The organism is Synechococcus sp. CCY9202 (genome assembly GCF_034931685.1).
In the GTDB taxonomy this organism is placed as follows: domain Bacteria; phylum Cyanobacteriota; class Cyanobacteriia; order PCC-6307; family Cyanobiaceae; genus CBW1002.
This window is the reverse complement of sequence record NZ_JAYGID010000052.1, coordinates 1-16738: the sequence shown is the minus strand read 5'-3', so window position 1 is coordinate 16738 and position 16738 is coordinate 1. Positions and strand designations below refer to the sequence as shown.

The window sequence follows — 16738 nt, the reverse complement described above, 5'->3', positions numbered from 1 at the left end:
CCTGACAGCAGGTCACTCAAGTACGGTCGACCAAGACGACGAACATTGAGAGGCGCTGATTCATGAAGCGAGTTCTGGCAATTATTCTCGGCGGAGGAGCCGGAACTCGCCTGTACCCTCTCACCAAGATGCGGGCCAAGCCTGCTGTTCCTCTGGCTGGTAAATACCGTCTGATCGACATCCCGATCAGCAACTGCATCAACTCGGAGATCAACAAGATCTACGTGTTGACCCAGTTCAACAGTGCCTCGCTCAATCGTCACCTCACGATGAGCTACAACCTCTCGGCTGGCTTCGGGCAGGGTTTTGTCGAGGTGTTGGCTGCTCAGCAGACCCCAGACAGCCCCAGCTGGTTTGAGGGCACGGCCGATGCGGTGCGCAAATACCAGTGGCTGTTCCAGGAATGGGACGTGGATCACTACCTGATTCTGTCCGGTGACCAGCTCTACCGGATGGATTACAGCAAGTTTGTCCAGCACCACATTGATACCGGTGCCGATCTGTCTGTCGGGGCTCTGCCGGTCAATCCGGCAGACGCCGAAAGTTTCGGCCTGATGCGCACCAATTCAGCCGGGCAGATTCAGGAATTCCGCGAGAAGCCCAAGGGAGAGGCTCTTGAGGCGATGCGAGTGGACACCCGCAGCCTTGGGCTCTCCGAAGAGGAAGCCGCGAAACGGCCCCATCTGGCGTCGATGGGCATCTACGTGTTCAGCCGGGACACACTGTTTGATCTGCTGGCATCCCATCCTAAGTCCACGGATTTCGGCAAGGAGATCATTCCGGCTTCCCTGGAGCGGGGCGACAATCTGCAGAGTTTTCTATTTGATGACTACTGGGAAGACATCGGAACGATCGGTGCCTTCTACGAAGCCAACCTTGCGCTGACCGATCAACCTAATCCTGCCTTTTCGTTCTACGACGAAAAGTTTCCCATCTATACACGCCCTCGCTATCTACCCCCAAGCAAGCTCTGGGATGCTCAGGTCACGCAATCGATCATCGGGGAAGGGTCGATGCTGAAAGCCTGCAGCATTCACCACTGCGTCCTCGGGGTTCGTACCCGGGTGGAAAACGAGGTGGTTCTTCAGGACACCCTGGTGATGGGATCGGATTATTTTGAATCGAGTGAAGAACGGCTGGTGCTTCGGGAACGTGGCGGGCTGCCGATCGGTATCGGCAAGGGCACCACGATCAAGCGGGCAATCATCGACAAGAATGTGCGGATCGGCTCCAATGTGGCGATCGTGAATAAGGATCAAGTGGAGGAAGCCGATCGTCCTGAGCTCAATTTCTATATTCGCAATGGCATTGTGGTGGTTGTGAAGAACGGCACGATTCCCGATGGCATGGTGATCTGAACACCGTCCAGCCTGTATCGCTCTGCGGCTCAGGCGACCAGTCGCCCAAGCCAGGAATCGCTGACATCCCAGCCCAATCCTGTGACAAGCCTGACCATTGGCCCTGAGCCTGGCCACACTTGAGGTCTACGGTTTTTCGACCGGATCCTCAATTTCGAATTCATGAGTAAGGCGCATTTCGGCCTCATCGGTCTCGGCGTGATGGGAGAGAACCTGGTGCTCAACGCCGAGCGCAATGGCTTCTCCAGCGTCGTCTACAACCGCACCACCGCCAAGACCGACGAATTTCTGGCCGGCCGCGGTGCCGGCAAGGACATCGTGGGCGCCGCCACCCTCGAAGAGTTTGTGGCGGCCCTGGAGCGGCCGCGCCGCATCCTGATGATGGTCAAGGCGGGGGCACCGATCGACGCGATGATCGCCCAGCTTTCACCGCTGCTTGAGGAAGGCGACCTGCTGATTGATGGCGGGAATTCCCTCTACACCGACACAGAACGCCGGGTGGCGGAACTCGAGAGCAAGAGTTTCGGCTACATCGGCATGGGTGTGAGCGGTGGCGCCAAGGGCGCGCTTGAGGGTCCCAGCATGATGCCGGGGGGCACCCGCGCCGCCTACGACGCGATCGAGTCCCTGGTACGCAAGATGGCCGCCAAGGTTGAAGACGGCCCCTGTGTGACCTACATCGGGCCCGGCGGTGCCGGCCACTTCGTCAAGACCGTCCACAACGGCATTGAATACGGGATCGAGCAGATTCTGGCCGAGGCCTACGACCTGATGAAGCGGGTGGCCGGCCTCAATGGCGATGCCATGGCCGACGTGCTTGGCCTGTGGAACAGCATGGAGGAGCTCGCTTCCTTCCTGGTCGAGATCACCGAAGTCTGCCTGCGCACCAAGGATCCCGAGAGCGGAGCCGATCTGGTGGAGTTCATCGTCGATGCGGCCGGCCAGAAGGGCACCGGCCTCTGGACGGTGGAGAGCGCCCTGCAGATGGGGGTGCCGGTTCCCACCATCTACGCGGCTCTCAATGCCCGTGTGCTGAGTTCCCTGAGGCCGGAGCGCCTGGCGGCCGAATCCGTGCTGGCGGCACCGGCACCCCACAGCTTTGATCTGGGCGAACCGGCCTCGGGGATGGAGCCCCTCAGGGATGCCTGCATCCTGGCCTGCATCGTGAGCTACGGCCAGGGCATGGCTCTGCTGCAGGCGGCCTCAACAATCCACGACTACCAGCTCGATTTCTCGGCCATCGGCCAGATCTGGAAGGGAGGCTGCATTATTCGGGCCCGCCTGCTCCAGCGGATTCAGGATGCCTATGCCACTGATCCAAACCTGCCCAACCTGATGCTCGATCCCTGGTTCGCCGACCAGGTGAACCGCCGCCTGCCGGGCCTGCGCCAGGTGGTGGCTGGCGCCGCCCTGGCGGGCATTCCGGTGCCCTGCCTGAGCAGCAGCCTCGACTACATCGACAGCTATCGCACCGGCCGCCTGCCCCAGAACCTGGTGCAGGCCATGCGCGACTGCTTCGGCTCCCATACCTACGAGCGCACGGATCGCCCGGGGAGTTTCCACACCGAGTGGCTCGATTGAAGACAAGCCAACCGACGGCAACACAGCCATCGGCAACACAACGGAACGCCACGCACCGGAGCTGGAGCTGCCTGCCATGACCACCTACCGCCTTGTCGTTACCTCCTCAGCTGACGACCTCGCCCGTCGTGTTGCCGAGACGATCGCCTCTCGCCTCGATCTGGCACTGGCCGAACGCGACCGCGCCCTGATCGCCCTGGCGGGTGGCGAAACACCTCGGGCGGCTTACACCCTGCTGGGACAGGAACACCTGCCCTGGGAGCGGGTGGATGTGCTGCTCGGCGATGAGCGGATGGTGCCCCCGGATGCTGCGGCCAGCAATGCGCGCATGCTGCGGGAAACCTTGTTGGAGAGTGGACCCGGTCACGGCGCCCGCTTCCACCCGGTTCCCACCGAGGTCGGCTCGGCTGAGGCCTGCGCTGAGGCCTACACCGCCCTGCTGGCTCAACTCAGCCCTGGTGCCATCCCCATCTTTGATGTGGTGCTGCTGGGCCTGGGCGATGACGGCCACACCGCCTCCCTGTTTCCTGGGACGGCAGCCTGCCTGGAGCGGGTCAAGCCGGTCACGATCGGCGAAGGCAAAGGGCTGCCGCGCCTCAGCCTTTCAGCCCCGGTGCTCTCGGCGGCACGGCAGGTGATCTTTCTGGTGAGCGGCGTCACTAAGGCGGAGGCCCTGCGGCGCTTGCTGGATCCCCAGGAATCCGTGGAACGCACCCCAGCCCGGCTGGTAAGTCCGGCCACTGAGGTGCTGATCCTGGCCGATGCCGCTGCCGCCGGCACGGCGACTGCCTGAGAGGCGCCAGGATTGGCTGAAGCCAGTTCTGGTTCCTTCGTCATGGCGTCTTCCAGCCCCTCGACCGAAAAGCCCGCGTCGCTCACCCTGGTGGCCGGCGATGGCTTCAGCGGCTGGCATGCCCTCAACGACACCGTGATGGGGGGCCAGAGCCGCGGCAGCACTCAGGCGGGCAGCGGTGGGCTGGTGTTCGATGGCGAGGTGATCGAAGCGGGCGGTGGCTTCATCAGCTGCCGCTCCCCCGTGTTCGGCCCGCCGCTCGATCTGTCGGCCTACGCGGCCTTTGAACTGGATCTCAGGGCCGATGGCCGCCGCTACAAGCTGGCGGTTGCCTGCGCCGATGGCCTGGGTGGCATGACGGAGCTGATCCCCGGTGGTCTGCGCTGGGTCGCGGAGTTCGCCACCCAACCCGCCGGTGAGCTCAGCCGGATCAGGATTGCCTTTGCTGATCTGCGGCCATCGGTACGGGCCAGACCCCTGGGGCTGCCCCTGCGCTTCGATCCCAGCCGGATCACGCGCCTGCAGCTGCTCCATTCCCGATTCGCCGATGATGGCGGCTCCAACAGTGGCTTCCGTGCCGGGCCGATCCACCTGGTGATTGAAGCGATCCGGGCCGTGGCCTGAGGCGATGGCCACCGATCTGTCCCAACTGGTGGCTGCCGCCGCCGACCTCTGCCGCAAGCCCCTGCGCCATGCCGTGCTGCTCGATCGCGAGGCTGATCAGGTAGCTGGTCCGCCGCACGACGACCTGGGCGACTGCTGCCTGCGCCTGGAGGCACGGGCGATCGATGGGGAACGTCGGCCAGACGATGACCTGGATCTGGAGCTCTACCGCAGTGGTGGAACCCTGAACCTCACTCTGGCCTGGCGCCACGACCCGGATCGACCGATGCTCTGGCATGGCAACCATCCGGTCTGGATGGATGGGGTCACCGGTCTGCGTTGTGAGAGGCCCGCCGACGGCGCAGGGCTTGAGGCCCTGGCCCGGCGGTTGCGAGCCCTGCTGGGCTCAAAGGCAGACCCTCAGGCTTGAACTCTCGGAGCTGAGCGCAAGGGTCAGACCGGATCGGTCACAGCCCCGAGGCTGCTGCTGCTGACCAGCCGGGCGTACTTGCCCAGCACACCCGTGCGGTAACGAGGTTCAGGCCTGACCCAGGCGGCACGGCGCCGCTGCAGTTCGGCCTCATCCACGTTGAGCTGCAGCAGCAGCTGCCTGGCATCCACGGTGATGCTGTCGCCCTCCTCCACCAGAGCGATCGTGCCTCCCACGGCGGCCTCTGGGGCGACGTGACCCACCACGAGGCCGTAGGAGCCACCGGAGAAGCGGCCGTCCGTGATCAGGGCCACCGATTCGCCCAGACCCTGACCGATGATCGCGGCGGTGGGGCTGAGCATCTCGCGCATGCCGGGACCGCCAACGGGGCCCTCGTAACGGACCACCACCACATCGCCGGGTTGAATCTGGCCATCGAGGATGGCGGCCAAGGCGGCTTCCTCACTTTCGTAGACCCGGGCCGGGCCAGTGATCACCGGGGTCTTCACTCCTGAGATCTTGGCCACCGCACCCTCCTGAGCCAGGTTTCCCTTGAGGATGGCCAGGTGTCCCTTCGCATAGAGAGGGTTGGAGAGGGGACGGATCACGTCCTGATCGGCGGGGGGCTGGCTGGGGACGTCGGCCAGCACCTCCCGCAGGGTCTTGCCTTCGATCGTGCGGCAATCGCCATGCAGCAGGCCGGCATCCAGCAGCAGCTTCATCACCTGGGGAATGCCTCCGGCCTGGTGCAGATTCACCGTGACGTAGCGGCCGCTGGGTTTGAGATCGCAGATCACCGGCACCCGCTGGCGGATCTGCTCGAAATCATCGATCGAGAGTTCCACGCCGGCTGTGCGGGCGATCGCCAGCAGGTGCAGCACTGAATTGGTGGAACCGCCCACCGCCATGATCACACTGATCGCATTCTCAAAGGCCTCGCGGGTGAGCAGGTCGCGCGGGCGGATGTTGTTGGCGATCGCCTCCACCAGCACCTCGGCTGATCGGGCCGCACTCTCGGCTTTCTCCGGATCTTCGGCCGCCATGGTGGAGCTGTAGGGAAGGCTCAGCCCCATCGCCTCAAAGGCGGAGCTCATCGTGTTTGCGGTGAACATGCCGCCGCAGCTTCCAGCACCCGGGCAGGCGTTCTTCTCGATCGCCACCAGTTCCTCCTCGGCGATGCGTCCGCCGGAGAACTGACCCACCGCCTCAAACGCACTCACCACGGTGAGATCGCAGGGGCCGAGCTTGCCGGGCTTGATGGTGCCGCCATACACAAAGATGGCCGGAATGTTCATGCGGGCCATGGCCAGCATGGCGCCTGGCATGTTCTTGTCGCAGCCACCGATCGCCAGCAGCCCGTCCATGCTCTGGGCGTTGCAGGCGGTTTCGATCGAATCGGCGATCACCTCCCGGCTGACCAGGGAATATTTCATCCCCTCGGTACCCATCGAGATGCCATCGCTCACCGTGATCGTGCCGAAGGTCTGGGGCATGGCCCCGGCGGCATGGGCAGCCTGCTCGGCGCAACGGGTGAGATCGTTCAGCCCCAGATTGCAGGGCGTGATCGTGCTGTAGCCGTTGGCGATGCCGATGATCGGTTTGTTGAAGTCGCCGTCTCCAAAACCAACGGCCCGCAACATGGCCCGGTTGGGTGAACGCTGGATGCCCTGGGTGATGGCAGCGGAGCGGAGCATGGCGGGCGAGCGGAACTGGCTGTGAGAGCAACCTACCGATCCGGCTCAGCTGTCTCCGTTGGAAGCCCGATTCACAGCACGATTACCGTTGGTGGTGAGGCTTTCGAGCTGTCGCCGCACATCTTCAATGGCCTGGTTGAGCTGCTGCACCTTGTCGTGCAACTGGGCCTCGCTGGGGCTGCCATCGGCTGGTCTGGAGGTCAGGCCCTCATCCGAAGATCCGCTGTCCCCGGCTCCAGCGCCCTGCAGGCGTGAGAGGCGCAGCAGTCGCTCCTGCCGCAGTCGCTGGCGGCGGCGATCCGCTTGATTGAGCAGCCACCAGCCCAGTCCTGCCGCCCCCAGTGCCGCACCGGCGAAGGCGCTGAGCACCAGACTGCTTCTGCCATAGCCAGGGTTGCCGCCTGCATCCGGACCCGAGGAACGGCGAGAGGTGGACATGGGCTCTTCCGGTACGGGAGCGACGAACCTGAGCCTAGGCAGCAGCCCCGAGACTGCCGAACAAGCGAAGGACAACGTCGCCGATTCCCGGTGAGAGCCTGCCGGCCGGATCCAGCTCAGCGTCGATGCAGGCGCAATAGACGGTGAGATCCGGGAAAGCTTCAGCGATGGCACTCAGACCGGGACGGGCCGCCAGGGTTGAGATCACCCGCAGCCGCTGGCCCTCCACGCCCCGCTGCTGCAGGCGCTGCAGCACGGCGATCAGGTCGCGCCCATCGCCGATTTCCGGGGCGTAGACCAGCACCCCCACCCGGGAAGCGATCACCGCGGGCAGGGCGTCGAGTGCCCAGAACAGATCGCCGGAGCCGGTGGGTTGCACCGCCACATGGGCCACCGTGGCGACGGGCAGCACGGTCTGGCCTCCCTGCCAGAGCCCCAGCCCGCCCCGCAGCATCGGCACCACCAGCACCGGCACCGAGGCATCCACCACCGTGCCTTCGGTCGAGGCCAGGTCGGTCTGGACGGTCACCCGCTGATGGGGCAACCAGTCGCGCAGGGCTTCGTAGGTGAGCCAGCGTCCCAGCTCGGCCATGCCGGTGGCAAAGAGGGCGGGCGGGGTCTGGGCATCGCGCAGCAACGTGAGCCAGTGGCCGATCAGGGGATGGGGTGGCACCACCACCCGCAGGGACATGCTCATGAACAGGAGGCCGTTGCCAGGGGTGCTCGCGCTGGCGAACCCCTTGGCATAACTTGAAGGGCCACCGTACCCGCGCCGTGATGCTCCGCCGTTGTCTGCGGTTCCTGGCCCGTTGTGGCGGCTGGATGCTCAGCAGGAAGGCCCCACTCGCTCTGCTGCTGAGCACGTCCGTGCTGCTCGCCGGGCCCGCCTGGCTCGGCGGAGCCCTTCCAGCTGGGGCGATCACGGCGCCGGAGCTGCGCGGCCAACGGTCCGTCCAGGACCTGCAACCGGACATGCACGGCCGCGACCTGAAGCAGCAGGAATTTCTCAAGGCCGAGCTGCAGGGCTACGACCTCAGCGACACCGATCTGCGGGGTGCCGTGTTCAATTCCAGCAACCTGCGCGGCGCCAATCTGCAGGGGGCCGACCTGGGCGATGTGGTGGCCTACGCCAGTCGATTTGATGGTGCCGATCTGCGGGACGCCCGGCTGCGCAACGCCATGCTGATGCAGAGCCGCTTCCGCGATGCCGAGATCAGCGGCGCCGATTTCAGCGATGCGGTGCTCGATCTGACCGAACAGAAGGCCCTCTGCAAGCGAGCCAGCGGCTCCAATCCAGTCACAGGCGTCAGCACAGCCGAAAGCCTGGGTTGCCGCTGAGCAAACCAAGCCGAGGCCAGTCGAGCTATGGCCAACCAGACCGAAGCCGACCAAGCCCAGGTGAGACCAATCCCTTGATGCGTTGGATTGCCATGGCGACCGCTGCAAAGCCCGCTGCTTGTCTGACCGCATAGATTCGAGCTCCGGTTCCGGAGGGGAACAGCCTCCGGAGGTAACGGGGAAAGTCCGGTGAAAATCCGGCGCTGTCCCGCAGCTGTGATGGCTCCAGTCCTGGAGCCCAGCCAGAACGCCCACCGGTTGCTCTCTCGATCCCGGCGCGGACCGGACCCCTGCATGTCTTTCCCTGGCTCCCAGGAGGGCTCCGGCCCCCTCTGGCTTCGCACGCCACAGTCCCCGGAATCTGTTGCCCCAGTCCGACGTCTTCACTCCAGTCTCCTGCCGCTCTGTGGCCTGCCGATCCTTCTGCTGGCTGGTCTGTTGCTGTCGGGGCCGGCACAGGCGCACCATGCCATGGAGCTGATGGGGCTGAAGCCCACGCCGATCCATGGACTGATCAGCGGCCTGGCCCATCCGCTTCTGGGTCCCGACCATCTGCTCTTCCTGCTGGCCCTGTCGCTGGTGGGGCTGCAGCAGCGTGCCACCTGGATGGTGGCCCTGCTGGCCACCGGTCTGGGCGGCAGTGCTCTGGGGCTGGCTTTGCCCAACCTGCCCGGAGCCGAAGCAGCCGTGGCGTTCACCCTCACCCTGGTGGGCCTGGTTCTGCTCGACAGGCTGCCCCGATGGGTTCTGGTGCCTGCCTTTGCCTTGCATGGCTACGTGCTGAGTGATGCCGTTCTGGGTTGGACGGCCGGTCCGACCGGCAGCTATCTGATCGGCCTGATGCTCAGTCAGTTGGCTCTGCTGCTGGTGTCGCTCTGGGCGATGCGCCGGGCCGCTGCCAGCCTCACCCCGACCCGCCAGCGCCTGATGGCGGCCGGGCTGATCGGCTGCGGTGGCGCCTGGGCCTGGTCGAGCCTGGTGGGCTGAACCCAACCATGGCCCCCTTGAATTCCCGCCTTCCAGTCACGGTGGTGACCGGCTTTCTTGGCGCCGGCAAGACCACCCTGCTGCGCCATCTGCTTCTGAACAGCGGTCAGCGTCTCGCCGTTCTCGTTAACGAATTCGGTGATGTGGGCATCGATGGATCGCTGCTGCGCGATTGCGGCTTCTGCCCGGAAGAGGAAGCCGAAGGCCGGTTGGTGGAACTGACCAACGGCTGCCTCTGCTGCACCGTGCAGGACGACTTCCTGCCCACCATGACGCGGCTGCTGGAGCGCTCGGACCAGCTCGACGGCATCGTCGTCGAAACCAGTGGCCTCGCCCTGCCGGCTCCGTTGGTGGATGCCTTCCGCTGGCCTGAGATCCGCACCCGCACGCGGGTCCATGCCGTGGTCACCGTGGTGGATGGTGAAGCGCTGGCGGCTGGCCATGTGGTGGCGGATCCGGCTGTGCTGGAGGCGCAACGCCTGGCGGATCCGAGCCTGGATCACGCCACGGCGATCGAGGACCTGTTCGAAGACCAGCTCGAGGCGGCGGATCTGGTGCTGATCAGCCGAGCCGATCGCATCAGCCCAGACGATCTCGATCGCCTGCGCCAGCAGCTCCATCCACGCCTGCGCAGCGCCACGGCCGTTCTGCCGATGCAGCGGGGTGACATCAGCCCGGAGCTGGTGCTGCAGCTCCGCCGGCCAGACGAGGCTGACGCTCATCAGCACGGCGAGCACCTCGACGACGACCACGACCACCATCCCGACGACCACGATCAACACCACGCCCACGTGGCGATGGGTTCGGCGGTGTTGCGCCTGGCCGGCGACTGGTCGCGTCAGCAGGTGGAGCCAGGCATCGCTGAGCTGATCCAGCGCCAGGGGCTGATCCGGCTCAAGGGTTGGTTGTGGCAGCAGGGCCGTCCACGCCCCCTGCAGATTCAGGCCGTGGGTCCGCGTCTGGAGTGCTGGTACGAAACCGCCCCCTCCAGCCAGCTGGCCGGCGAGCCTGGGCTTGAACTGGTGGCCCTGGGGCTGGGTCTCGACGCGGAGGCCTGCAAGGTCTGCCTGCTCGATGCACTCGACTCTGCCCCTGCACCTTGACGGTGATTCAGTCGAGGGGGATATCACCTCGGGCGCAGAGTCCATCCCAGCAGAGGGAAGCATCCGCGCTCCAGGTGCTCTCCACCTCGCGCCAGCCTCCAGCGGCCTGGTCCTGGCGCATGCGCACGCTGCCGGATCCGTCGTGCTGGAAGTCGTAGCGGCGCTCACCCACCTGCAGCTGCCAGCGCTCACCGATGCTCATCACCGTCATCGCGCAGGGTTGCCAGGGCCCATCGGCCAGGCGGCAATCAAGACTCACGATCGGAGAGCTGGAGCTTGATTCCGGATCGGAGCCGCCAGGATCCGCCTGGGCCGGCAGTGCAGCGATCGGTCCAAGCAACAGCGCCAGCATCACCACCGGTTGCCACAGATCCAGCGATGGAGACACGGGCAGCACGGCGGGGCAGCTGGTACCCCTTCAAGCTGACTACCGCGGCTGTCAAGGGGGCGATGGGCTGCCAAGATTTAACAAATCTCCGACAGCCCCGGTGCCCCTCTACAGCGCTCGCGTTCAGGTGTCCCTGCGCCCCTCGGTGCTCGATCCGGCCGGCGAAGCCACCCGGGCCGCCGCTGCCCGCCTGGGGGTCGATGGAGTGACGCGGTTGCGGATCGGCAAGGCGATCGAACTGGAGCTGGAGGCGCCGGACCGCGCCACGGCGCAGGCCCAGGCTGAACTGCTCAGCGATCGGCTGCTGGCCAACCCGGTGATCGAGAACTGGACCCTCGACCTGCAGGAGCTCGGTTGATCCAGGCGGCTCCAAAGCGCTTCGGACCAGGCTCGGCTTCACCCCCTCGCAGTACCCGCACCCCACTTCCCCCTCATGACCATCGGCATCGTGGTGTTCCCCGGTTCCAACTGCGACCGGGATGTGCGCTGGGCCATGGAGGGCTGCCTGGGTCGCTCCACCCGTTTCCTCTGGCATGAGGAGCGCGATCTCGCCGGGCTGGAGGCGGTGGTGCTGCCCGGAGGCTTCAGCTATGGCGACTACCTGCGCTGCGGCGCCATCGCCCGGTTCGCGCCGGTGCTGCAGGAGGTGCTCGCCTTCGCGGAGCGGGGCGGACCGGTGCTGGGCATCTGCAATGGCTTTCAGGTGTTGACGGAACTGGGCCTGCTGCCTGGGGCGCTCACCCGCAACGAGAAGCTGCACTTCCTCTGTGAACCCAGCCGCCTGGAGGTGCAACCGGGTCACTGCCGCTGGCTCGGCGGCTATGGAGCCGGTGAGAGCATCACCCTGCCGATTGCCCACGGTGAAGGTCGTTATCAGGTGGAACCCGAGCGGTTGAAGCAGCTGGAGGATCAGGGCTGCGTGGTGTTGCGCTATGCCGACAACCCCAACGGCTCCGTGGGCAACGTGGCCGGCCTTACGAATGCCGGTGGCAATGTGCTTGGTCTGATGCCCCACCCGGAACGGGCCTGCGATCCCGTCACCGGCGGCATGGATGGACGGCGCCTGCTGGAGGCGGTGGGCTCCTGAGCCAGCCCGTCTGCAGATGACGTTGCACCGCCGTTCCTTTCTGGCTGCGCTGGCGGGAGCTGGTGGTGTGGGGATGGCGGCGGCGGTCCGAGCGGCAGGGGTTGGCCCAGCAGATGCCCTTTCCCAAGGACCCGCCGGGCAGGCTCCGGCCCTGCCCATGCCTCCGCCCCTGACGGCCGGCAGCCGGCTGGTGGCGATCGCACCCGGCACCTGGTGGGAGGATCCCGAATCGGAACAGACCAGCCTGGAAGCGCGAATCGCGAGCGCCGGCTGGGAGCTGCTGGTGCCGCCAGCGACCCGTCTGCGCTGGCACTGGTTCTCTGGTACAGACCGCCAACGCTGCCTGGCCTGGGAGCAGGCGATCGGTGACCAACGGGCGGAGGGCGTACTGGCCGTCACAGCCGGCTGGGGCAGTGCCCGGCTGCTCGAGAGTGGCTGGCAACCGCCGCCTCGGCCGATCTGGCTGATGGGCTTCTCCGATGCCAGCGCCTTGCTGCTGGCCCAGTGCGCGGCTGGTCTGGGCGGCGCAATCCATGGGGGCCTGCACGGCGACGCCGGCCAATGGCAGCGGCTGGTGCACCTGCTGCGGCGCCAGCCGGTCGACCCCCTCCAGGGACAGGGCTGGCGCAGCGGCATCACGGAAGGGCCCCTGGTGGTGACCAACCTCACGGTGGCGACGCATCTGATCGGCACCGCTTGGTTGCCGGATCTGCGGGGGCGGATTGTGGTCTTTGAGGATGTGGGTGAGGCCCCCTACCGGGTGGATCGGATGCTCACCCAATGGAGGAGCGCCGGGCTGCTGGCAGGGGTGGCCGGCATCGGACTGGGCCGCTTCCAGTGGACGCCAGACGACGTGATGCCTGGCGATCTCTCGATGGAGGAGGTGCTGCGGGAGCGCCTCGGTGATCTGGGCATCCCCCTGGTGGGTCGATTGCCCGTGGGGCATGGCAGGCCGAATCTGGCCCTGCCACTGGGCCATCGGGCCCGACTGGACGGCGGCGCCGGAACCCTGGCGCTGCTGTGAAGCAGCGCTGCGGCGCCAGGTCTGGACGCCAGACATGAAAAAGGGCCCTTTCGGGCCCAAAACCTTGAAAACAAACGACGAGTAGCTGATGCAATCAGCAATGGGAAAAAGTTCAGCTGCCTCCAGGACAGAAGCTGCCTGCTCTGTTGGGATCAGCCCAACCTGAACGTTTCAATCTGATCGGCTGAGTTGCGATCAGTTCACTGCCGCAAAGAAGTCCTTGCTCTTGACGGGATCCGGATTCATGGTCTTATCGCCAGGGGTCCAGTTAGCGGGGCATACTTCATCCGGATTGTTGCGGATGTGCTGGAAGGCCTGCAGCAGGCGCAGGGTTTCATCGACGCTGCGGCCCACGGGCAGGTTGTTGATCGTGCTTTGCATGATCACACCATCGGGATCGATGATGAACAGACCCCGCAGGGCCACGCCGGCCTCTTCATCCAGCACCTCGTAGGCGCGGGCGATGTCCTTTTTGAGGTCGGCCACCAGGGGGTAGGCGATATCGCCGATGCCGCCGCTCTTGCGCTCGGTCTGAATCCAGGCCAGGTGGCTGAACTGACTGTCGACCGAAACACCCAGAACTTCGCAGTTGCGGCTGGAGAATTCGCCGTAACTGTCAGAGAAGGCGGTGATCTCCGTGGGGCACACGAAGGTGAAGTCGAGCGGGTAGAAGAAGAGCACCACGTACTTGCCGCGGTACTGGGACAAGGTGACCTCCTGGAACTCCTGGTCGATCACGGCGGTGGCTGTGAAATCAGGAGCGGGCAGACCGACGAGCCGGGACATGGCGGAAGCGAAGTGGGAATCAGAAGGATTGAAAGTCCAGCTGGCAGAAGCGAACAGACTCGAAGCGCGGTCCCAAAATCCCGACCTCGGGCCTGTCCCAATGCGAAGTCGTATCGGCTTCCAGTTGGACTTCAACAATTTATCACGGATCTCGCGTGCCTCGGCGAAGCAGGGCCTAGCGGCGCCGCCATAGGCTGGTGCTACAAGACGCGATGACCCCATGGGCTGGGATCCCCTGATCCTCCGTAAATTCAGCACCACCGGTCATTTCCGGCTGCTGAACCAGCTGCGCAGCGAACTGCAGGCCCATCCCCTGGAGCGGCAGGTGGAGACCGATCCCGCCGCTGGAGCCGGACGGGGCAAAGCCGTGATCCGCACGGTGGCCGTCCGTCGGGGCGGTCAGAGCCAGGGCCGAATCCGTCGCCCCCAGGCCCGTATGGACAGTGGTGGCGCAAGCCTGACCTCCTCAGATGCCGGGCAGTCCTTCCGTGATCGGCTCAACGCCATTGAAATGCGCTGATGGGCCGGCAGGTTCTGCTTGGTCGCCAGGATCTGAAAAGAGTTGTTTGCGGTTCCTGTACGGTCACATCACGATTCTGAGACCGCTGGCCTGCCAACGAAAGTCTTGAATTTGCCGTCTGCTTGCCTGGTAGATTCTTAATCATTCAGCAGGTCAAAGATGGCTTTCTGCAGATCCTTCGACTGCTCCAGCTGGTCAAACACCCAGGCCATTGCCGTGGCAGGTTTCTCAAAACCAAGCTCTTTGCAGAGCTTCTGAATGATGACAGAGTGATCCTCATAAAGCGAAAGATCACTGACATTCCGCACGCTGAGGTGGCTACCAACAAACTGCCGCGAGCTGGATTGAACCGGGGAGAGGTCTGACGAATTCATGGCCATCATGAAGGATTTCCTAATTTAGATCAGCTCTCGCAACCAATGCCAAGCCTTTCAGTCGCGTGAAGGCCGCATTCAGCAGACTCAGCGAGGAAGCAGACACTCCAGCTCCCGAAGGCGGTGTTCCAAGGCCTCGATCTTTTCCAGGTAGGTGAGGGCAAGGGCCATGCCGGGGGGGTTGAGGCCAAACGTATTGCGCAGGTCTGCGGCACGACGCGCCTTGTGAATCGTGCAGGAATGAAAGCTCCAGCCCGACGCACTCACTCTGGTTTCGAACACACCGAACTGCACCAACTCCACCACTTCCCCATGCTCCAGGCCTGAGGCCGCCAGTAACTCCTCCAGCTCGACTCGGCTTTCGCTCTCCACCGGAATCAACAGGTCATCAGCCATGGGTCGTAGCTCCAGGGAATGAGGTGCGCGGGTTGAAGGAGGTGGCAGCAGCCAGCTCACGATAGAGCTCCCGTTCGCGGTCGTCGATCTGCTTCGGCATCACGATCTGCAGCACGCAATAGAGATCGCCCGCCCCCTCCTTGCGCTTTGGCAGCCCCTTGCCGGTCAGGCGAAGCTTCTGGCCGGCCTGAGCGCCCTCCTTCACCGTGACACGCACCTGGCCATCAAGGGTTGGGACCTCGATCTCTCCACCCAGGGCCGCTTCCCATGGGGTCACCGGCAGCTCGAGGTAGAGGTCATGCCCCACGGCGCGAAAAAGTGGATGGGGCTGGAGGTGGATGTCGAGATAGACGTCTCCCGCCGGCCCGCCGCCACTGCCTGCCAGGCCCCGCCCGGGAATCCGCAACCGCTCTCCATCGATCACTCCCTTCGGCACCCGAATGCGCACCGTGGTCGAGGCACGCTCCATGGTCCCGTCGGGGCGCAGGCGAGGCTCCTTCCGCTCCAGGGTCACCTGGGTGCCATGGCACACCTCTTCAAGGCTGAGGTTGGCCACAGCCTCCACATCCTGACCGCGGATCGGAAAGCCAGGCCCCCCCTGGTGTCGCCGCTGCGCCGAACGGAAGCCCATCTGCTCGAACAGATCGGCCAGATCCACCTCCTCGCCGGCCTGGCCCTGCCAGAAGCGGGTATCCCAGTCTGGTGATGGTCGGAAGTCTTCACCGGGGCGATGGCGACCCAGTTCGTCGTAGGCCCGGCGCTTTTCCGGGTCGGAGAGGGTCTGGTTGGCCTCACTGATCTCCTTGAACCGCTCTTCGGCTCCCTTTTCCTTGGAAATGTCCGGGTGAAATTTGCGGGCCAGTCGGCGATAGGCCTGTTTGATCTCGTCCTCGCTGGCCCCACGCTCGACGCCGAGAATCTCGTAATAATCCTTGAACTTCATCGGGACTCACTCCTGATCAATGCCGGAAACCAAGTTCGTCGCTGGAAGATGGCAGCGGTGTTTGAGCCGTGGCCAGCCAGGCAAGGTTCCGTTGCACGTCTGCCAGTAACTGGTCGGCCATGTCTTGATTGAAGCCGGCTCGAATCACGAAACGCAGCACGGCACGGTCTTGCAGGTTGGCCGGAAGTGTATAAGCAGGTACCTGCCATCCACGAGAGCGCATCATTTTTGAAAGGTGAAAGACCGTCCAGTTCTTGATGCTCGGATCACACTCCACCGCGAACACGGGCAGCTGGCCGCGGGGATGGCTCACCAGCCTCAGGGGTTCCATCGCTGCCAGGCCATCGGCCAGGTGACAGGCAATCGCTTCGAGAGAGGCCATCCGCTGGCTGTACCCCTGTCGCCCCAGATGCAGGAAGTTGAAGTATTGACCCACCACCTGGGCGCCTGAGCGCGAGAAGTTGAGCCCGATCGTGGGCATCTCGCCGCCGAGGTAATTCACATTGAAGCGCAGCTCTTCCGGCAGATGGTCACCACTGCGCCACAGCACCCAGCCCACCCCGGGCAACACCCCCCCATACTTGTGGCCACTGGAGCTGATCGAAACCACCCGCGAGAGGCGGAAGTCCCACGCCCAATCCGGCGAATTGAACGGAGCCACGAAACCACCGGACGCCGCATCCACATGGATCGGAATGTCAAGACCGCTGCGCTGGTGCAGAGCATCGAGAGCGGTCTGCAGGGCGTCAATGGGTTCATAACTTCCATCGTATCCGTTCAGGGGTCGGGACAGCACGCGGCGAACTTCGTCTCAGCTGAACCCTTGACGGCGCCCTGATTCCCGTTTGCATCTCAGGCAGAGACTGCTTGAGATGGGCGCTCCTCCTGCTGGCAT

Annotated in this window: 21 protein-coding genes and 1 riboswitch; of the genes, 12 read left to right on the top strand and 9 right to left on the bottom strand. The window is 64.7% G+C overall.

What is annotated here, in order from left to right; genetic code table 11:
* Positions 1-62: 62 nt before the first annotated feature.
* The 5 genes from VB777_RS07165 (at position 63) to VB777_RS07145 (ending at position 4765) form a co-directional block, all read left to right on the top strand.
* The gene (locus VB777_RS07165; RefSeq protein ID WP_197155443.1) at positions 63-1358 is read left to right on the top strand and encodes a glucose-1-phosphate adenylyltransferase; all 1296 of its coding nucleotides are present in this window, start codon (positions 63-65) and stop codon (positions 1356-1358) included.
* Positions 1359-1520: 162 nt separating this feature from the next.
* Positions 1521-2939, top strand: a complete 1419-nt coding sequence (gndA, locus tag VB777_RS07160; protein WP_323247979.1) for an NADP-dependent phosphogluconate dehydrogenase — start codon at positions 1521-1523, stop codon at positions 2937-2939.
* A gap of 76 nt (positions 2940-3015) precedes the next feature.
* Positions 3016-3732 carry a 6-phosphogluconolactonase gene (pgl, locus tag VB777_RS07155; protein WP_323247977.1) on the top strand — a complete coding sequence of 239 codons (717 nt, stop codon included), beginning with the start codon at positions 3016-3018 and terminating at the stop codon, positions 3730-3732.
* A 42-nt stretch (positions 3733-3774) separates the two neighbouring features.
* Positions 3775-4356 carry a CIA30 family protein gene (locus tag VB777_RS07150; RefSeq protein ID WP_197155455.1) on the top strand — a complete coding sequence of 194 codons (582 nt, stop codon included), beginning with the start codon at positions 3775-3777 and terminating at the stop codon, positions 4354-4356.
* Positions 4357-4360: 4 nt separating this feature from the next.
* Positions 4361-4765: a hypothetical protein gene (locus VB777_RS07145; RefSeq protein WP_197155457.1), complete on the top strand. Its 405-nt coding sequence runs from the start codon at positions 4361-4363 to the stop codon at positions 4763-4765.
* A gap of 23 nt (positions 4766-4788) precedes the next feature.
* Here VB777_RS07145 and ilvD read toward each other — a convergent pair whose 3' ends face one another.
* Genes ilvD through upp form a run of 3 tightly spaced genes read right to left on the bottom strand, consistent with a single transcriptional unit; the run spans position 4789 to position 7594 of the window.
* Positions 4789-6459: a dihydroxy-acid dehydratase gene (ilvD, locus tag VB777_RS07140; RefSeq protein WP_197155459.1), complete on the bottom strand. Its 1671-nt coding sequence runs from the start codon at positions 6457-6459 to the stop codon at positions 4789-4791.
* A gap of 45 nt (positions 6460-6504) precedes the next feature.
* Positions 6505-6897: a hypothetical protein gene (locus VB777_RS07135; RefSeq protein ID WP_231605263.1), complete on the bottom strand. Its 393-nt coding sequence runs from the start codon at positions 6895-6897 to the stop codon at positions 6505-6507.
* Positions 6898-6931: 34 nt separating this feature from the next.
* Positions 6932-7594 carry a uracil phosphoribosyltransferase gene (upp, locus tag VB777_RS07130; RefSeq protein WP_197155467.1) on the bottom strand — a complete coding sequence of 221 codons (663 nt, stop codon included), beginning with the start codon at positions 7592-7594 and terminating at the stop codon, positions 6932-6934.
* 125 nt (positions 7595-7719) lie between these two features.
* Here upp and VB777_RS07125 point away from each other — a divergent pair, with 125 nt between their 5' ends.
* The 3 genes from VB777_RS07125 to cobW all read left to right on the top strand — a co-directional run bounded on the left by VB777_RS07125 (position 7720) and on the right by cobW (position 10325).
* Positions 7720-8235, top strand: coding sequence for a pentapeptide repeat-containing protein (locus VB777_RS07125; RefSeq protein ID WP_197159267.1), 516 nt, complete (start codon positions 7720-7722; stop codon positions 8233-8235).
* A 127-nt stretch (positions 8236-8362) separates the two neighbouring features.
* Positions 8363-8509, top strand: a riboswitch (cobalamin riboswitch).
* Between the two features lie 164 nt (positions 8510-8673).
* Positions 8674-9222: a HupE/UreJ family protein gene (locus tag VB777_RS07120; protein WP_323248116.1), complete on the top strand. Its 549-nt coding sequence runs from the start codon at positions 8674-8676 to the stop codon at positions 9220-9222.
* A gap of 8 nt (positions 9223-9230) precedes the next feature.
* The gene (gene cobW / locus VB777_RS07115) at positions 9231-10325 is read left to right on the top strand and encodes a cobalamin biosynthesis protein CobW (protein WP_323247974.1); all 1095 of its coding nucleotides are present in this window, start codon (positions 9231-9233) and stop codon (positions 10323-10325) included.
* A 7-nt stretch (positions 10326-10332) separates the two neighbouring features.
* Here cobW and VB777_RS07110 read toward each other — a convergent pair whose 3' ends face one another.
* Complete coding sequence (locus tag VB777_RS07110) at positions 10333-10713, bottom strand: hypothetical protein (RefSeq protein ID WP_323247972.1); 381 nt, start codon at positions 10711-10713, stop codon at positions 10333-10335.
* A 100-nt stretch (positions 10714-10813) separates the two neighbouring features.
* On the opposite strand from VB777_RS07110, the gene purS reads away from it, so the two are divergent.
* The 3 genes from purS (at position 10814) to VB777_RS07095 (ending at position 12824) form a co-directional block, all read left to right on the top strand.
* Positions 10814-11071: a phosphoribosylformylglycinamidine synthase subunit PurS gene (gene purS, locus VB777_RS07105; protein ID WP_197155482.1), complete on the top strand. Its 258-nt coding sequence runs from the start codon at positions 10814-10816 to the stop codon at positions 11069-11071.
* Between the two features lie 75 nt (positions 11072-11146).
* Positions 11147-11800: a phosphoribosylformylglycinamidine synthase subunit PurQ gene (gene purQ, locus VB777_RS07100; protein ID WP_197155484.1), complete on the top strand. Its 654-nt coding sequence runs from the start codon at positions 11147-11149 to the stop codon at positions 11798-11800.
* Between the two features lie 16 nt (positions 11801-11816).
* On the top strand, positions 11817-12824 hold the full coding sequence (locus tag VB777_RS07095) for a S66 peptidase family protein (protein WP_416238320.1): 1008 nt from the start codon (positions 11817-11819) through the stop codon (positions 12822-12824).
* 195 nt (positions 12825-13019) lie between these two features.
* Here VB777_RS07095 and VB777_RS07090 read toward each other — a convergent pair whose 3' ends face one another.
* On the bottom strand, positions 13020-13610 hold the full coding sequence (locus VB777_RS07090; RefSeq protein ID WP_197155488.1) for a peroxiredoxin: 591 nt from the start codon (positions 13608-13610) through the stop codon (positions 13020-13022).
* Positions 13611-13830: 220 nt separating this feature from the next.
* Between VB777_RS07090 and VB777_RS07085 the strand changes: the two genes are divergently transcribed.
* Positions 13831-14130: a hypothetical protein gene (locus tag VB777_RS07085; protein ID WP_197155490.1), complete on the top strand. Its 300-nt coding sequence runs from the start codon at positions 13831-13833 to the stop codon at positions 14128-14130.
* 137 nt (positions 14131-14267) lie between these two features.
* Here VB777_RS07085 and VB777_RS07080 read toward each other — a convergent pair whose 3' ends face one another.
* The 4 genes from VB777_RS07080 to VB777_RS07065 form a co-directional block, all read right to left on the bottom strand.
* Positions 14268-14504, bottom strand: a complete 237-nt coding sequence (locus tag VB777_RS07080; RefSeq protein ID WP_197155492.1) for a hypothetical protein — start codon at positions 14502-14504, stop codon at positions 14268-14270.
* 87 nt (positions 14505-14591) lie between these two features.
* Positions 14592-14900, bottom strand: coding sequence for a chaperone modulator CbpM (locus tag VB777_RS07075; protein ID WP_323247968.1), 309 nt, complete (start codon positions 14898-14900; stop codon positions 14592-14594).
* A complete protein-coding gene (locus tag VB777_RS07070) occupies positions 14893-15843 on the bottom strand; it encodes a DnaJ C-terminal domain-containing protein (RefSeq protein ID WP_197155503.1) in 951 nt (316 codons plus the stop codon). Before VB777_RS07070 ends, VB777_RS07075 begins: the two co-directional genes overlap by 8 nt.
* A 16-nt stretch (positions 15844-15859) precedes the next feature.
* Positions 15860-16639, bottom strand: a complete 780-nt coding sequence (locus VB777_RS07065) for a pyridoxal-dependent decarboxylase (protein WP_323247966.1) — start codon at positions 16637-16639, stop codon at positions 15860-15862.
* Positions 16640-16738 lie beyond the last annotated feature (99 nt).

What these genes read in the sequence shown, in the direction of transcription:
- purQ (WP_197155484.1), top strand. Translation starts at nt 11,147, where the DNA reads ATGACCATCGGCATCGTGGTGTTCCCCGGTTCCAACTGCGACCGGGAT.
- VB777_RS07125 (WP_197159267.1), top strand. Translation starts at nt 7,720, where the DNA reads ATGCTCAGCAGGAAGGCCCCACTCGCTCTGCTGCTGAGCACGTCCGTG.
- VB777_RS07135 (WP_231605263.1), bottom strand. Translation starts at nt 6,897, where the DNA reads ATGTCCACCTCTCGCCGTTCCTCGGGTCCGGATGCAGGCGGCAACCCT.
- VB777_RS07095 (WP_416238320.1), top strand. Translation starts at nt 11,817, where the DNA reads ATGACGTTGCACCGCCGTTCCTTTCTGGCTGCGCTGGCGGGAGCTGGT.
- gndA (WP_323247979.1), top strand. Translation starts at nt 1,521, where the DNA reads ATGAGTAAGGCGCATTTCGGCCTCATCGGTCTCGGCGTGATGGGAGAG.
- VB777_RS07080 (WP_197155492.1), bottom strand. Translation starts at nt 14,504, where the DNA reads ATGAATTCGTCAGACCTCTCCCCGGTTCAATCCAGCTCGCGGCAGTTT.
- cobW (WP_323247974.1), top strand. Translation starts at nt 9,231, where the DNA reads ATGGCCCCCTTGAATTCCCGCCTTCCAGTCACGGTGGTGACCGGCTTT.
- VB777_RS07145 (WP_197155457.1), top strand. Translation starts at nt 4,361, where the DNA reads ATGGCCACCGATCTGTCCCAACTGGTGGCTGCCGCCGCCGACCTCTGC.
- upp (WP_197155467.1), bottom strand. Translation starts at nt 7,594, where the DNA reads ATGAGCATGTCCCTGCGGGTGGTGGTGCCACCCCATCCCCTGATCGGC.
- VB777_RS07075 (WP_323247968.1), bottom strand. Translation starts at nt 14,900, where the DNA reads ATGGCTGATGACCTGTTGATTCCGGTGGAGAGCGAAAGCCGAGTCGAG.
- VB777_RS07070 (WP_197155503.1), bottom strand. Translation starts at nt 15,843, where the DNA reads ATGAAGTTCAAGGATTATTACGAGATTCTCGGCGTCGAGCGTGGGGCC.
- VB777_RS07150 (WP_197155455.1), top strand. Translation starts at nt 3,775, where the DNA reads ATGGCGTCTTCCAGCCCCTCGACCGAAAAGCCCGCGTCGCTCACCCTG.
- VB777_RS07090 (WP_197155488.1), bottom strand. Translation starts at nt 13,610, where the DNA reads ATGTCCCGGCTCGTCGGTCTGCCCGCTCCTGATTTCACAGCCACCGCC.
- VB777_RS07165 (WP_197155443.1), top strand. Translation starts at nt 63, where the DNA reads ATGAAGCGAGTTCTGGCAATTATTCTCGGCGGAGGAGCCGGAACTCGC.
- ilvD (WP_197155459.1), bottom strand. Translation starts at nt 6,459, where the DNA reads ATGCTCCGCTCCGCTGCCATCACCCAGGGCATCCAGCGTTCACCCAAC.
- VB777_RS07085 (WP_197155490.1), top strand. Translation starts at nt 13,831, where the DNA reads ATGGGCTGGGATCCCCTGATCCTCCGTAAATTCAGCACCACCGGTCAT.
- pgl (WP_323247977.1), top strand. Translation starts at nt 3,016, where the DNA reads ATGACCACCTACCGCCTTGTCGTTACCTCCTCAGCTGACGACCTCGCC.